Raw genomic sequence first — 13,954 nt, 5'->3', positions numbered from 1 at the left:
GGGCCAGACTTGTTACTGTTGATGACTGATTAAACGCCCCTCTTACAAGCGTTCGTTATCTACCACTCCCCCAAATTAATCAAAAAATAAATAAAGGATTTATTATGCGTAGCGCAACTTATGACAATTTTGGCAAACCGACTGAAGTGCTTAGCTTAGGTGATAGCCCTATTCCAGAGCCAAAAGCAAATGAAGTGCGAGTCAAAACCATACTCGCCTCCATTCATAACCATGATCTATTAACCATTCGCGGTAAATACGGCTTTAAACCAGAACTGCCAGCGATCGGTGGTTCTGAGGCCTTAGGTATCATCGATGCCGTTGGCAGTGACGTCAAAGACTTAAAAGTCGGTCAACGTATTGCAGCAGCAAGCGTCCAAGCGACATGGGCTGAATACTTTACCGCGCCTGCTAGCATGATATTTCCTGTACCGGACAGCTTGGATGACGAGTTGGCTGCACAATTAATCGCCATGCCGCTTAGTGCCTTGATGCTGCTTGAATTCTTAGAAGTAGAGAGCGGTCAATGGGTTATTCATAATGCTGCCAATGGCGCAGTCGGTAAATCGCTTGCGATGTTGGCTGCAGCGCGCGGGGTGAATACAATCAACGTCGTACGTAGTAGCGATGCGTTAGAAGAGTTAGAAGCCCTCGGTATCAAAAACAATATCAATAACTCAGACGAAGATTGGAAAGATCAAGTCCGTCACATTATAGGCGATGACAGCATCAGCGCCGCAGTAGACTCGGTCGGCGGTGAGGCCAGTGGTGATTTATTGTCGTTGCTAGGTCATTATGGCACCTTAGCATCTTTTGGTATTATGTCAGGTCAGCCAATGACGCTTAACCCCACACATATTATCTTTAAACAAGCCACTATTAAAGGCTTTTGGGGTAGTAAGATCAGTCAAGAAATGAGTGTCGAAAACAAGCAGCGTTTGGTTGATGAGCTGATTGAGCGCGCGGTTGATGGCAAGTTAAAACTACCTGTTGAAGCGACTTTTGATTTAGCCGATATTACCAAAGCGGTCGACGGTAAATTGCAGGCCAGCAAAAACGGTAAGGTGTTATTAAAGCCTTAGCTTTTAGGCAATACTAAAACTATCAGTGATGGCAGTGTTCTTCTTAGAATTCTGCCATTTTTTTGTGATTTTTTTTAACAATACCAACCCATTCATCGACTTTACAATGATAAGCAAGTAACAACGTTAGGTAACCAAAGTAATATTGTGAGAGCTTAAGCCATATTGTTAAGGTGAATGTTGTTATTCATAATGACTGATAAACACTATTATTAATAAACACTGTTACTGTTAATTAAATAGTTTCATACTCTAAAATCCACCTAAAAAATAAATAAAGGAAATGACGATGCGCACTGCAACTTACAATGAATTTGGCAAACCATCGGACGTGCTTAGCGTAACCGAAAGCCCTACTCCAGAACCTAATAACAACGAAGTCCGTATCAAGACTATCTTATCTTCCATTCATAATCACGACCTTGTTACCATCAAAGGCGAGTACGGTAATAAACCTAAACTGCCTGCGACAGGCGGTAGTGAGGCGGTAGGAAAAATCGATGCTTTGGGAGAAGACGTAAAAGGCTCTGAAAAAGGTCAGCGCGTCGTCGTATCAGGCGTACAAGGCACGTGGGCGGAGTATTTTATCGCGCCAGCTCAAAGCATCATCCCTATACCAGACGCTATCGATGATGAGATGGCCGCTCAATTAATCGCCATGCCGATGAGTGCGCTGCTGCTCATTGAGTTTTTAAACATCAAGCCGGGTCAATGGATCATCCAAAACGCTGCCAATGGCGCGGTTGGTGAATCTATGGCAATGCTCGCTCCCGAGCGTAATATCAATACGATTAATTTGGTGCGTAGTACAGAATCGGAACAAGAGCTTATCGATTTGGGTATCGTTGATAACAATGTCGTGACCGATAATGATGACTGGAAAGAGCAAGTAAAAAATATCGTTGGTGACGCCAAAATTAGCGGCGCGGTCGATGCGGTCGGCGGCAAGTCTGGTGGCGAGCTAGTAACACTGCTGGGTAAATACGGTGCGCTAGCATCTTTAGGTGCCATGTCTGGCAAACCGCTCACACTTAATCCTAGCAATTTGATTTTTAATTTGGCGCAGGTAAAAGGCTTTTGGGCGAGCGATATGATGCAAGAGATGAGCCACGATGATATGCAGCGCTTGACTCGTGAGCTGATCGAGAGCGCGGCAAGCGGTGTATTAAAACTCCCTACTGGCGGCATTTATTCTTTAGATGATATCCAAAAAGCAGTCTCTGATGAGGTACAGTCAGACAAAAAAGGTAAGATATTGATTAAGCCTTAATATATGTGTTTAAAACCTATTTAATCCAAAAGTAATAAAAAAGGAACAATATTATGTCCAATCAAACAAACTCTGATAATAAAATTTTTAAAGCCTTAGTGGTCGAAGAAACCAGCGAAGGCACATTCGCAAAAAACATTCAAGAACGCCACGTCAGCGACCTGCCTGACAATGATCTATTGATCGAAGTACATTACTCCTCGCTCAACTATAAAGATGCCATGTCGGCCTCAGGCAATAAGAGCATCACCAAAAACTATCCGCACACCCCTGGTATTGACGCGGCAGGCGTGGTGATCAGCGACAAGTCAGGCACTTTTAGCGAAGGTCAAGAAGTCGTGGTATTCGGCTATGATTTAGGTATGAACACCGCAGGTGGTCTTGGGCAAATGATTGCCATCCCTGCCGACTGGGCATTGCCTTGCCCTGAAGCGCTGAGCCTAAAAGAAGCGATGATCTATGGTACAGGCGGCCTAACGGCGGCGCTAAGCATCCAAAAGCTGGAAAAAATGGGCGCAAAACCAAGCGATGGCCCCGTTGCCGTATCAGGCGCGACAGGCGGTGTGGGCACTATCAGTATCGCCATCCTCTCGCAGCTGGGCTACGAGACTATCGCCTTCTCTGGTAAGCCTGAGCAAAGCGAACACTTGAAAGAGTTGGGCGCCACCGAAGTGCGCCATCGTGACACCATCAATGAAGTCGGCAATCGCCCTGTTGGCCGTCCGCTATGGGCCAATGCCATCGATACCGTCGGCGGTGACTATCTTGCCAACCTACTCAAGCAAACCAAACCAGGTGGCGCAGTGACGACCTGTGGCCTTGCAGCATCAGCGTCATTTTCGATGACCGTATTGCCGTTTATCACCCGCGCGGTATCGCTACTAGGTATCGACTCGGTATTTATCCCACTTGAGGACAAAAAAGCGATTTGGCAGCGCGTGGCAACGGACATGAAACTACCCAATCTGGAGCAATACGCGGAAGAAATCACCCTTGAGCAAACCCCTGAATACCTAGAGCGCTTTATTGATGGTAAGGCAGTGGGTCGTTATGTGGTGAATGTGAAGGGTTAGGTTTAGGCTTGCTATAAAAAAAGCAGCGCTCGTTTGGGAGGGCTGCTTTTTTGTTAGTTAGATATTGCTACTATTTATGGGTTATTTGCATGCCATGACTCATTTGATGAGATACATTGCTGACAGCGCATATCATCAAGCTGATAAGCTGCAAGTAGCTGTTCGTCTTCAATAAACTCAGTACCTAAACATGAAGAAGACCCATCTTCATGAAAACCTATCATTCCTTCACAATATACCTGACTGATTAAAGGTTGTATTACCTTATCATAATGATACTGCTGTTTTTTACTCATACTAGCGAAGTTATCACGATTACCTAGCAAAAAGTTAGCAACACCTATGCTAGAGTTTTCTTCAACACTCTCTTCTTGTGCTCTTTCTATAATTAACTCTTCTCGGTTATTCACAATATATTCTAGTGTGGCTATCTGATCGTTATTCAACATTATTGATCCTTATAATTTTATTTTTAGTATGTAACGCGCCATGCATGCTACATTTTCTAATATGTGCGCTATATTCATTTTTACAAGTAACACAGAGAAAAAAAGCACACAAAAGTATATTTTCTTGTACTTCTTACTAATACCTCATAAAAAAAACACCCAACCAAGTTGAGTGTTTTTTTATTCCATATCACGACTGTCTAAGGCTTATAGCTTACTGATAATCTCATTTAATTGCTGATTAAACGTTTCATCCGTCACTTCGCCTTTCTCGACATCAAAGTTATCAAAGAAGTTAGGCAATGACAGCGCGCCTTTAACATCAGCGGCAAAGAATGGCGCTGAGCCTTCGGCCGCAGCAAGGACGCTTTGCGCGCCGCTCGGCCCTGGTGAAGTGGCCAACATAATCATTGGCTTGTCTTGATAGACTTTCATGTCGATACGCGATGCCCAGTCAAACAGATTTTTATAAGCAGAAGTGTACGAGCCGTTGTATTCCGCAAACGAGATGACGATAGCATCCGCCTCGCCAATCGCTTGATAAAAATCATGGGCAAATTGCGGGATGCCACTCTCTTTTTCGCGCTCTTCACTGTAGATTGGCATCTCAAGATCATGAATATCGAGCAAGGTCACATTGGCATTGTCGATAGTGTTGGCGATTTGCTCAGCGCTATAGCGTGCCAGCTTTTGATTGATAGAGTTTCTGCTGTTGCTGGTGCCAAAGGCAAGTACGTTCATTATAAAATCCTTATGCTTATTTTGTGTGATGGCGGCAGCGTTGGTCATTGCCTGTTTATCATTCGCTGTAGGGCAATCTATACCGCCTTATTACGTGCCACTATGATACGCCTGATAAGCGCGATGACCGATTTGTAATAGTTGATAATGTTGATTGATATTACCAATCGGTTGGGTAAAGATGGCAATTTTTAGTCTTGTAGTGCAGCGTGTGCCGCAAATGTGAGAATGCCACCCACAAAAAAGCCCATACAACGATGGGCTTTTTTTATGCGCTTAAAACTAGAAAATTATTCCCATTCAATCGTCGCAGGTGGCTTGCTTGACACATCATACGTCACGCGTGAGACATCAGCGATTTCATTCATGATGCGATTCGATACCGTCTCAATCAGATCATACGGCAGATGAGCAAAGCGTGCGGTCATAAAGTCTACGGTCTCAACCGCACGTAGCGCGATTACCCACGCATAACGGCGGCCATCACCGACCACGCCGACCGATTTGATTGGTTGGAATACCGCAAAGGCTTGCGCCGTTTTGTCATACCAGCCTGAACGCTCCAGCTCTTGCATAAATATCGCATCGGCAAGACGCAAGATATCAGCATATTCTTTTTTCACTTCACCAAGGATACGCACGCCTAGACCTGGGCCTGGGAACGGATGACGGTAGATCATCTTCTCTGGTAGGCCAAGGGTGATACCAAGTTTACGCACTTCATCTTTGAATAGATCGCGTAACGGCTCAACTAATTCAAACGCCAAGTCATCTGGTAGACCACCAACGTTATGGTGGCTCTTAATGACGTGTGCTTTACCTTGATGTGACTTAGCAGATTCGATCACGTCTGGGTAAATCGTACCCTGTGCTAAGAACTCAATGGTTTTGCCATCGCTTTGTGCGCTGATTTCGCGGGCACTATTGGCAAACACATCGATAAAGGTTTTGCCGATGATTTTACGTTTTTTCTCTGGATCAGACTCACCTGCTAGCGCATCTAAGAACAAATCTTCGGCATCAACACGGATGACTTTTACGCCCATGTTTTCTGCAAAAACTTGCATGACCTGATCGCCTTCATGCAGACGCAAGAGACCATTATCCACAAACACACAAGTCAGCTGATCGCCGATCGCCTTGTGCAATAGCGCGGCAACCACTGAGCTATCGACACCGCCTGATAGACCGAGCAATACTTGCTTATCACCGATTTGCTCTTTGAGCTGTGCCACACGCATATCAATGATATTGTCTGGCGTCCAGTCACCAGCGCAGTCACAAATCTGATGGACAAAGCGGCCGAGTAGTGCCTGACCTTGTAAGGTATGCGTCACTTCCGGATGGAACTGGAGGCCATAGTATTGCTTGTCGTCATTGGCCATAATGGCAATCGGACAGCTTGGTGTGCTGGCGATGATATCAAAACCTTGTGGCGCTTCGATGACCTTATCACCGTGACTCATCCAGACGTTTAGCGTGGTCGATTTGTCTTCACTGACGCTATCTTCGATGCCACTAGTAAGTTTTGAGTGGCCATTGACATTGATGGTCGCCGCGCCAAATTCATGGATATCGCTAGCATGAACCTGCCCGCCGAAGCGATCTGCCATCGCCTGCATACCGTAGCAAATACCAAGCACTGGTACGCCAAGCTCAAACACAGCGTCATTGATACGCGGGCTGTTCTCGGCATGTACGCTCTCAGGGCCACCCGATAATATGACGCCTTTGGCGCCAAAGTCATGGATGCGCTGGGCGTCGATATCATAAGGGAACATCTCACAAAACACGCCAGAGTCGCGCACACGGCGAGCGATGAGCTGGCTGTACTGCGAGCCAAAATCGAGAATAAGAATGCGGTCTTGCTTGATAGTAGGTAATGCAGTAGTGGCAGCGGCAGTGGTCATAAATCGATGTCCATCAAGAAAAAATTAGTGCCCTATTTTAACAAGTTTGCGCCCATTAATGGCTATTAGATGATGAATTATTCGCAGTTATTGACGATTATTAGCCGTTTTGCCAATTATTCGCAGTTATTTGAATTTGACAGTATTGAATGTGAGAAAAGAACAGGCAGCAATATCGATAATAAGAAAGCTGGACGCTTACTAACCGCATTTTATACGTAATTAAGCAAACAAAACCACGCATTTATAGCTACTATAAGATTATGCACAAAATAAAAGTAACGGAGACAAACCATGACTAAGCCATTGGAAGGGTTATCCCTAGAGCTACCGCAAGAGACGCTCAAAAGTACCCAAGATTACATCCTAACCAAGTCTGATATCGAAGATACGCCTGAGACCAAGCATGTTCATCAGTTTAATGAGCGCGCTATTCGGCATACAGTTTCGTTGAGTGATATCACTGGTCTGACCAAATTTGGTTTGCATCTTGTGCGCGTTGAGCCGGGTGATGAGACCACACAGCATCATTATCATGAAGAGTCAGACGAATTTGTCTATGTATTATCAGGACAGCTTTTATTGCATTATGGAGAAGAGTGCTATCAGTTAGCTGCTGGTGATTTTGTAGGTTTCCCCGCGCATGGTGCTGCGCATTCTATGATTAATGATAGCGATACGGACGCAGTCTATCTGATGGGCGGCAACAGACCACCGTTTGATATTTGCCATTACCCAGGGATCAATCGAAAAATGTATACTATTCACGGAAAAAAGGAATTTGTAGACTTAGAAAATTTAGGCGAGGTATAAAATTTAACATCCAATACAAAGAGAAAACAACATGGGCAACACTGATAACAGTAAGGGCATTAAAAAACCTGATAAATCTACGTCAGGTCTCGGGCTATCAAAAGAATATCTTCCAGACTATGTAAAAGCACGATCCAAACATCATAAACCGCCGCATCTAGGTACCTTCGATGTGGGTATGTCTATTCCGCAGTGGCGACCTGATCATGTACCCGATACCCGTATTGACAAATTTACTTTTTTTATGGTGCTTGTCATACTTTTTAGTATTGCTGTGCCTTTGATACTGTTTCCTGAGCAAGGCAAAGAATGGGTTGGGATCGCTCGCAGCTTTGTCAGTGCTAACTTTGGCTTTGCTTATCTGGCCTTTGGTGTCATTGCTTTATTGTTCGTCATTTACATTGTACTTTCGGATATTGGCAAGATCAAACTGGGCCGACCAGAAGAAACCGCTGAATTCTCCGATGTCTCTTGGGCATCGATGCTGTTCTGCGGGGGTATTGGCGCCAGTATTCTTTACTGGGGTTTGATTGAGTGGGCGTATTATTATCAAGGCCCGCCTTTTAACTTAGCAAGCGGCTCACCAGACGCCATTCGCTGGGCCACCACCTATGGCATCTTTCATTGGGGACCTGTCGCTTGGGCCATCTATTTAGTACCAGCGGTTCCGATTGCTTATTTTTATTATGTGCGTCAGACCCCAGTACTTAAGGTCAGCCAAACGCTTATGCCATTACTAGGCGAAAAGCTGGCTGGTAGCAATTGGGCTAAGATGCTCGACGTGCTGTTTGTCTTTGGTATGGTGGGGGGCGGTGCGACGACACTGGGTCTTGCCTCTCCGCTTATCAACGAAGGTTTATACAATTTATTTGGTTTACCGCGTAACATAACTATGCAAATTGTGGTGTTATTAGTGACTACCATGATTTTTGCCTATAGTGCGTATCAGGGGTTAAAAGGCGGCATTCAAAAACTCTCTAACATCAATTTTTATTTGGCTGTGATATTTCTGCTGTTCATCTTAGTCGTTGGGCCAACCGTCTTTATCTTAAATACGGGCTTAGAAGCCATCGGGCGTTCTATCACCGAAATGCCGCGTATGATGACTTATATCGAACCCTTTAAAGACTTTCAAGCGTTTGGTTTTGAACACACCACTTTCCCGCAAGATTGGACGGTGTTCTATTGGGCATGGTGGTTGGTATTTGCGCCGACTATTGGCTTATTCATCGCTAAAATCTCCAGAGGACGTACGATACGTAATATGGTCTTGGGATCGATGTTTTATGGCTCGATGGGCTGTGCGATGTTTATGATTATCTTGGGTAACTATGGTCTTTATCTACAATTGACAGGGGCAGTCGATGTGGTCGCTGTCCTAAATAATGAGTCGCCAACTGCGGCCATCTTTGCGATATTAAATAGCCTACCGATGTCTTATATCGTCATCGCTATCTTTACCTTTTTGGCCACTATCTTTACTGCCACGACTTTTGATTCTATCTCTTATATTTTGGCGTCCGTGGTACAACGAGAAGTCGATGACGAGCCGCATCGCTGGAATCGCTTATTTTGGGCATTCACATTATGCTTGTTGCCCGCTATTTTGATGTTTTTAGGAGACCTGCAAACCTTACAGACCGCGTCTATTATCGCGGGTGCGCCGCTCATTATTATCCTATCAATGATGATTATCTCGGTGATTAAAGCGGCACGCTATGATTTGGCTTATCAGCCTGATTATGGGGTAAAAACCATTCATATCGAAGAGCTGCCTGATAATGCACCGTGGGAAGAGGGGCTAACATCAGAGGCGCTCGAAGGCTCGATATTGGCTCAGCAAGATGAATGGAAGCAGATGCGTATCAGTCCTGGACAATCTGAGAACGATCCAAACGGGAAGTAACATACTTATGCTTAAGCTTTAACTAAATTAACAAGTCAAAAGGCTGAGAGATATAGTCTCCCAGCCTTTTCATTGTTTATTTATGACCATTCACACTATTAAGTGCCGCATGCATACGATTTAACCCCTCAATCAATAGCGCTTTAGGACATGCTACGTTTAGGCGCAACTTAAGATGACCAGCGTCACCGTATTGAATACCGGCACTGAGCTCAACTTTAGCGTCTCTAAGCGCGTCATAAAGTGTCTTATCGTCTTGACCATATGCTGAACAATCAAGCCATATCAAATACGACGCCTCTGGGCGCATGACCTTAATATCAGGCAAATGCTGATTCAAAAACTGCACAGCGAACTCTATATTGGTTTCGATATACGTTAACGCCTGCGCCAACCACTCCCTACCTTCTTTATAAGCACTATAAGTCACTTCATAAGCAAACAAATTAAGATCGTGCTCATCACTTAAGCGCTGCTGCCAGTTAATTTTATTGATTAACGCCTCATCTTTAGCAAAGATGATTGAGCTTTTAATACCAGCGACGTTAAAGGTTTTGGTCATCGAAGTTAGGCTCACTACTTTATGCTCATAACCTTCTGCTAGCGTTAAAAAAGGGGTAAACGTATGACCGTTCAAAGTTAAATCTTGATGAATCTCATCGCTGACAATCGCTACATCATGCTTTTTGCAAATCGACAGCAACGCTTGAAGCTCATCCCTCGTCCACACGCGCCCGCCTGGATTATGCGGATTGCATAACAAATACAGCTTGACCTCATGCTCGACTATCTTAGCTTCTATATCGGCCAAATCTAGCTGATATTTACCCTCAACCTCTTTTAAAGCAGAAGTCACGAGCGTACGACTATTTTGCTCAACCTTAGTCATAAAAGGGGCATAAATGGGATCATTAACCATGACCGCATCTTCTGCCTCAGTAAACATTCTCAGCATCAATGCCAAACTTGGTATGACACCGTGAGAAAAGAGGATGTGTTTTTTGTTCAATGCTAAACCATAACGGCTACCATGCCAGTCAATAATCGCTTGATATAGCGCATCAGTGGGTTTGGTATAGCCCAATACGCCATGCTGCAGTACGCGTTCAATCGTGTTTAGGATAGGCGGCGCAGCTTTAAAATCCATATCTGCTACCCAAAGCGCAATAGTGTCATCGTTATAATGCCATTTAAGGGACCCTGTACCGCGTCTGTCAATTATCTCATCAAAGTTATAGGGCACAGGCATTCTCCTTCATTGAAAAATAAGGGTTTAGGGTACAACAGGAATGGCCTTATCGCCAATTACTTTATAGAAATTACATAGATATGCAATGAGATGACAATACGCAGACTAAAACCATTGGGCATTGTTTAGCGATTTATCGGCTTAGATAACATTTGAAATAAAATGCTAGCATTAGTTGAGTTATTAATATAAGTTAATAGTACGTTTGCATTTATAAATATAAATATACATTTGTATTTTTATTATTGGAGGGATTCAACACTGCAAGCAGTATAAATTCTGTTATTACCTACTCAAACCACTACTTAGCCAAGTTGGCTTTTTTAACATAGGATAACTTATAATGAAAATGGATTTTTCACCAAACTTAGCACTCAAAATGAGCGTACTTACTTTAGCAATCGTAGGCGTCGCTTCATGCACGACTATGGCAACAAGCGCTGAGTCTCAACCAATGAATGCAAATGCTACTAGCAGTACTGCTCTCGCTCTTGGCAATACTGCTATGGCTGGCGGTACTAACGATACTGTCGCTATCGGTAGTCAAGCCAATGCAGGACTCAACTCGGCCACCGCTGTCGGCGGCCAAGCCAATGCCGCTGGTCTCGGCTCAACGTCTATCGGTTGGCAATCAAAAGCCACTGCTGAACGTGCGCAAGCTTTTGGCCATCTAGCCAATGCGAGCGGCGTACGCGCGACCGCGGTGGGTGAAGCGGCCATGGCTGGCGGCACTAACGATACCGTTGCTGTCGGTAATAAAGCCAATGCAGGACTCAACTCAGCAACGGCCGTTGGTGGTGAGGCTAACGCTGCTGGTCTCGGCTCAACGTCTATCGGTTGGCAATCTAAAGCTACTGCTGAACGTGCGCAAGCTTTTGGGCACATCGCCAACGCTAGTGGCGTACGTTCTACCGCAGTGGGTGAGGCGGCAGCAGCACAAGGGGCAAATTCGGTCGCCGTAGGCAATAAATCTATGGCAGGCGGTATGAACAGTATCGCTATCGGTAACGAAGCAATGGCGGCTAAAAACAACCAAGTCGTCTTAGGTAGCGCTGGTCAAGTGCAGTCTAGTACCGCGTCACAGTCAGGTACGGTCAGAATAGTCACTATCGATGACAACGGTACTTTAGGCACGATGCTCGTTGACTATTACAAGTCGGCTAAATAATCATAGACAAGTTATCAATGCTGGTGCAGATATAACCAATCATACTCGATAAGGTCGTGAAACCTCGCTATGGCGAGGTTTTTTTGACATAAAATAATGGATTACAAGCTTTTTTAAAAAAACTTCTTTCTAAACTCAATACTATACTTTTCAACTATGAACTTCTCGAACATCTCATAAATAAAACAAAAATAGAAAATAGCCATGAATGTTCAACAGACTCTAATTAAATAAATACAGACTACAGATTTTTGTCATTACCTCATAGTCACCATGTCATTATTAACTCTATTCAAATTGACAGTATCGTCATTCTATTTATACAGAGAAACCAAATTTTCATAAACTATTTAGCATTGGTTAACTATTGATTAACTTAGATATTTTTTAGAATAAAAAACTAGCATTGGTTGAGTTATTGCTATAAATTAATAATATATTTATATGGGAAAATATGAATATATTATTCTTATCTTTATTATCGGAGTGATTCAGTACCGCGAGCAGTACAACTTTTGTTACTACCTAACCAAACCACCTAATAAGCCAAGATGGCTTTTTTAAAAGGATATAGCATTATGAAAACGGATTTTCTACCATGCTCAGCACTTAAAATCAGCACCCTCACCCTAGCTATTGCCGCGGCAACACTGATATCAGTTTCTGCCTCAGCTGATGCAACTGCAGATTGTAATCAAAATGCTGGTGACCCAACTGCTCTAGAGTGCGGTGTTAATGCTACTGCAACGGGCGTAGATGCTCTCGCTGTCGGTACAGACTCGACTGCAACTGGCAATTCCACTACTGCTGTGGGCGGTGAATCAGCTGCTACCGGTCCTGGTGCAACTGCCGTCGGTTGGCAGGCTATCACTCAAGGAAATCGCTCAACAGCGCTAGGACACCAGACCTCCGCAATCGGTGTTCAATCAGTCGCTGTCGGTGAAGATGCAACTGCTACAGGTAATGGTGCAATCGCTATTGGCGGTAACAACGACGTAAATGATGACGGAACCTTGGACGAAGACGGTGTCGGCTCAAATGCCAATGGTAATGACGCTGTAGCAATTGGTGCTGGCGCCAGTGCTCAGGGTAACTCAACCACAGCAGTTGGTGGCGAATCAGTGGCTACCGGTCCTGGTGCAACTGCTATTGGTTGGTAGTCGGGAGCAAACGCTGAGCGCGCTCAAGCATTCGGTCATTTGGCTCAGGCAAACGGCGTACGCTCTACGGCAGTTGGTGAAGCGGCAACCGCTGGTGGTGATAACGATACGGTCGCCGTCGGTAACCAAGCCAACGCAGGTAATAACTCCGCTACTGCTGTCGGTGGTCAAGCAAACTCAGCAGGATTAGGTTCTACCTCAGTAGGTTGGCAATCTGAAGCGACTGGTGAACGTGCCCAAGCATTCGGTCATTTAGCATCTGCGACTGGTCTACGTTCAACTGCGGTTGGTGAAGCGGCTAGCGCTGAGTCAGACAACGCTATCGCTATCGGTAATAACTCAGTAGCTTCAGGTCTTGACGGGGTTGCAATTGGCGGAGACAGAAGTGGTGTACGTCAGACGACTGCTTCTGGCACATCTTCAACTGCCCTCGGTGCTCAAGCTCAGGCAACTCAAGCAGGTGCTACCGCGGTAGGTTGGCAGTCAACTGCAAGCGCTGAGCGCGCTCAAGCATTCGGTCACTTAGCTTCAGCAACGGGTGTTCGCTCTACAGCAGTTGGTGAAGCGGCAACCGCAGGCGGCTTAAACAGTATCGCTATCGGTAACCAAGCCTCCGCGGCAAACGACAATCAGATCACGCTGGGCGGCGCAGGTCAGCTGCAAGCAAGTACAGCCTCACAAACAGGCAATACCAACATCGTCACCACCGATGCCAACGGCACTTTAGGCACTAGTAGTGTCAGCGTAGATTCACTAGCAACGTCTAGACAACTTAACGATTTGCGCAGCGAGTACAACCGTCATGAAGATCGCTTAGATGAAGCGGAAGACGGTATCGCTATGGCACTGTCGTTTGAGACGCCAGTCATTCCTTCGGATAAGCGCTACGCGATGACAATTGGCACGGGTTATTATAGCGGTGGCTCAGCACTAAGCACGTCTTTTGCAGGCAGACTCAATGACAGCACGACCATCTCAGCTGGTGCTGGTGTTGGTCTTGATACGGGCAAAGTTGGCGCACGTGGTGGGGTCACTTTTGCTTGGTAGACATAATTAGTCTTAATTAAATCACCTAAAATTAAGAAGACCTCGCGATTGCGGGGTTTTTTGATAACTAAAAAAGCTCAATTAGT

Annotated in this window: 13 protein-coding genes and 1 pseudogene; 10 read left to right on the top strand and 4 right to left on the bottom strand. The window is 45.0% G+C overall.

The genetic code is table 11. From position 1 onward, the window contains the following. Positions 1 to 104 precede the first annotated feature (104 nt). The 3 genes from BTV98_RS07210 to BTV98_RS07200 all read left to right on the top strand — a co-directional run bounded on the left by BTV98_RS07210 (position 105) and on the right by BTV98_RS07200 (position 3,425). Entirely contained in the window at positions 105 to 1,082 is a 978-nt protein-coding gene (locus tag BTV98_RS07210) for a zinc-binding dehydrogenase (protein WP_075103298.1), read from the top strand. A 289-nt stretch (positions 1,083 to 1,371) separates the two neighbouring features. Continuing rightward, positions 1,372 to 2,352, top strand: coding sequence for a zinc-binding dehydrogenase (locus BTV98_RS07205; RefSeq protein WP_075103297.1), 981 nt, complete (start codon positions 1,372 to 1,374; stop codon positions 2,350 to 2,352). Between the two features lie 53 nt (positions 2,353 to 2,405). Continuing rightward, positions 2,406 to 3,425: an oxidoreductase gene (locus tag BTV98_RS07200; protein ID WP_075103296.1), complete on the top strand. Its 1,020-nt coding sequence runs from the start codon at positions 2,406 to 2,408 to the stop codon at positions 3,423 to 3,425. A gap of 74 nt (positions 3,426 to 3,499) precedes the next feature. Here BTV98_RS07200 and BTV98_RS07195 read toward each other — a convergent pair whose 3' ends face one another. The 3 genes from BTV98_RS07195 to guaA form a co-directional block, all read right to left on the bottom strand. Continuing rightward, positions 3,500 to 3,874 (bottom strand): hypothetical protein, encoded by a 375-nt coding sequence (locus BTV98_RS07195; RefSeq protein WP_075103295.1) that lies wholly within the window; start codon positions 3,872 to 3,874, stop codon positions 3,500 to 3,502. A gap of 207 nt (positions 3,875 to 4,081) precedes the next feature. Continuing rightward, a complete protein-coding gene (locus BTV98_RS07190) occupies positions 4,082 to 4,615 on the bottom strand; it encodes an NADPH-dependent FMN reductase (protein ID WP_075103294.1) in 534 nt (177 codons plus the stop codon). Between the two features lie 290 nt (positions 4,616 to 4,905). Further along, the gene (gene guaA, locus BTV98_RS07185) at positions 4,906 to 6,525 is read right to left on the bottom strand and encodes a glutamine-hydrolyzing GMP synthase (RefSeq protein ID WP_075103293.1); all 1,620 of its coding nucleotides are present in this window, start codon (positions 6,523 to 6,525) and stop codon (positions 4,906 to 4,908) included. Between the two features lie 69 nt (positions 6,526 to 6,594). Between guaA and BTV98_RS13635 the strand changes: the two genes are divergently transcribed. From BTV98_RS13635 to BTV98_RS07175, 3 genes are all read left to right on the top strand, one after another. Continuing rightward, the gene (locus BTV98_RS13635; protein ID WP_178379367.1) at positions 6,595 to 6,747 is read left to right on the top strand and encodes a hypothetical protein; all 153 of its coding nucleotides are present in this window, start codon (positions 6,595 to 6,597) and stop codon (positions 6,745 to 6,747) included. Positions 6,748 to 6,819: 72 nt separating this feature from the next. Beyond that, complete coding sequence (locus tag BTV98_RS07180) at positions 6,820 to 7,338, top strand: cupin domain-containing protein (protein WP_083606139.1); 519 nt, start codon at positions 6,820 to 6,822, stop codon at positions 7,336 to 7,338. Between the two features lie 31 nt (positions 7,339 to 7,369). Beyond that, positions 7,370 to 9,244 carry a BCCT family transporter gene (locus tag BTV98_RS07175; RefSeq protein WP_256713865.1) on the top strand — a complete coding sequence of 625 codons (1,875 nt, stop codon included), beginning with the start codon at positions 7,370 to 7,372 and terminating at the stop codon, positions 9,242 to 9,244. A gap of 76 nt (positions 9,245 to 9,320) precedes the next feature. Here BTV98_RS07175 and BTV98_RS07170 read toward each other — a convergent pair whose 3' ends face one another. Beyond that, positions 9,321 to 10,493: a MalY/PatB family protein gene (locus tag BTV98_RS07170; protein WP_075103292.1), complete on the bottom strand. Its 1,173-nt coding sequence runs from the start codon at positions 10,491 to 10,493 to the stop codon at positions 9,321 to 9,323. Positions 10,494 to 10,836: 343 nt separating this feature from the next. Between BTV98_RS07170 and BTV98_RS07165 the strand changes: the two genes are divergently transcribed. The 4 genes and pseudogenes from BTV98_RS07165 to BTV98_RS13860 all read left to right on the top strand — a co-directional run bounded on the left by BTV98_RS07165 (position 10,837) and on the right by BTV98_RS13860 (position 13,868). Then, positions 10,837 to 11,661 carry a hypothetical protein gene (locus BTV98_RS07165; RefSeq protein WP_227511669.1) on the top strand — a complete coding sequence of 275 codons (825 nt, stop codon included), beginning with the start codon at positions 10,837 to 10,839 and terminating at the stop codon, positions 11,659 to 11,661. Between the two features lie 578 nt (positions 11,662 to 12,239). Then, the gene (locus BTV98_RS13550; protein ID WP_075103291.1) at positions 12,240 to 12,821 is read left to right on the top strand and encodes a hypothetical protein; all 582 of its coding nucleotides are present in this window, start codon (positions 12,240 to 12,242) and stop codon (positions 12,819 to 12,821) included. 18 nt (positions 12,822 to 12,839) lie between these two features. Beyond that, positions 12,840 to 13,451: pseudogene (locus BTV98_RS13865) on the top strand (hypothetical protein); the annotation flags it as partial. Between the two features lie 210 nt (positions 13,452 to 13,661). Next, a complete protein-coding gene (locus tag BTV98_RS13860; protein ID WP_143505716.1) occupies positions 13,662 to 13,868 on the top strand; it encodes a YadA-like family protein in 207 nt (68 codons plus the stop codon). The last annotated feature ends 86 nt before the right edge of the window (positions 13,869 to 13,954 follow it).

This window comes from Psychrobacter sp. Cmf 22.2, assembly GCF_001921745.1.
Lineage (GTDB): Bacteria > Pseudomonadota > Gammaproteobacteria > Pseudomonadales > Moraxellaceae > Psychrobacter.
Note: the sequence above shows the minus strand (reverse complement) of the source record. Positions and strands in the feature narration are given on the sequence as shown.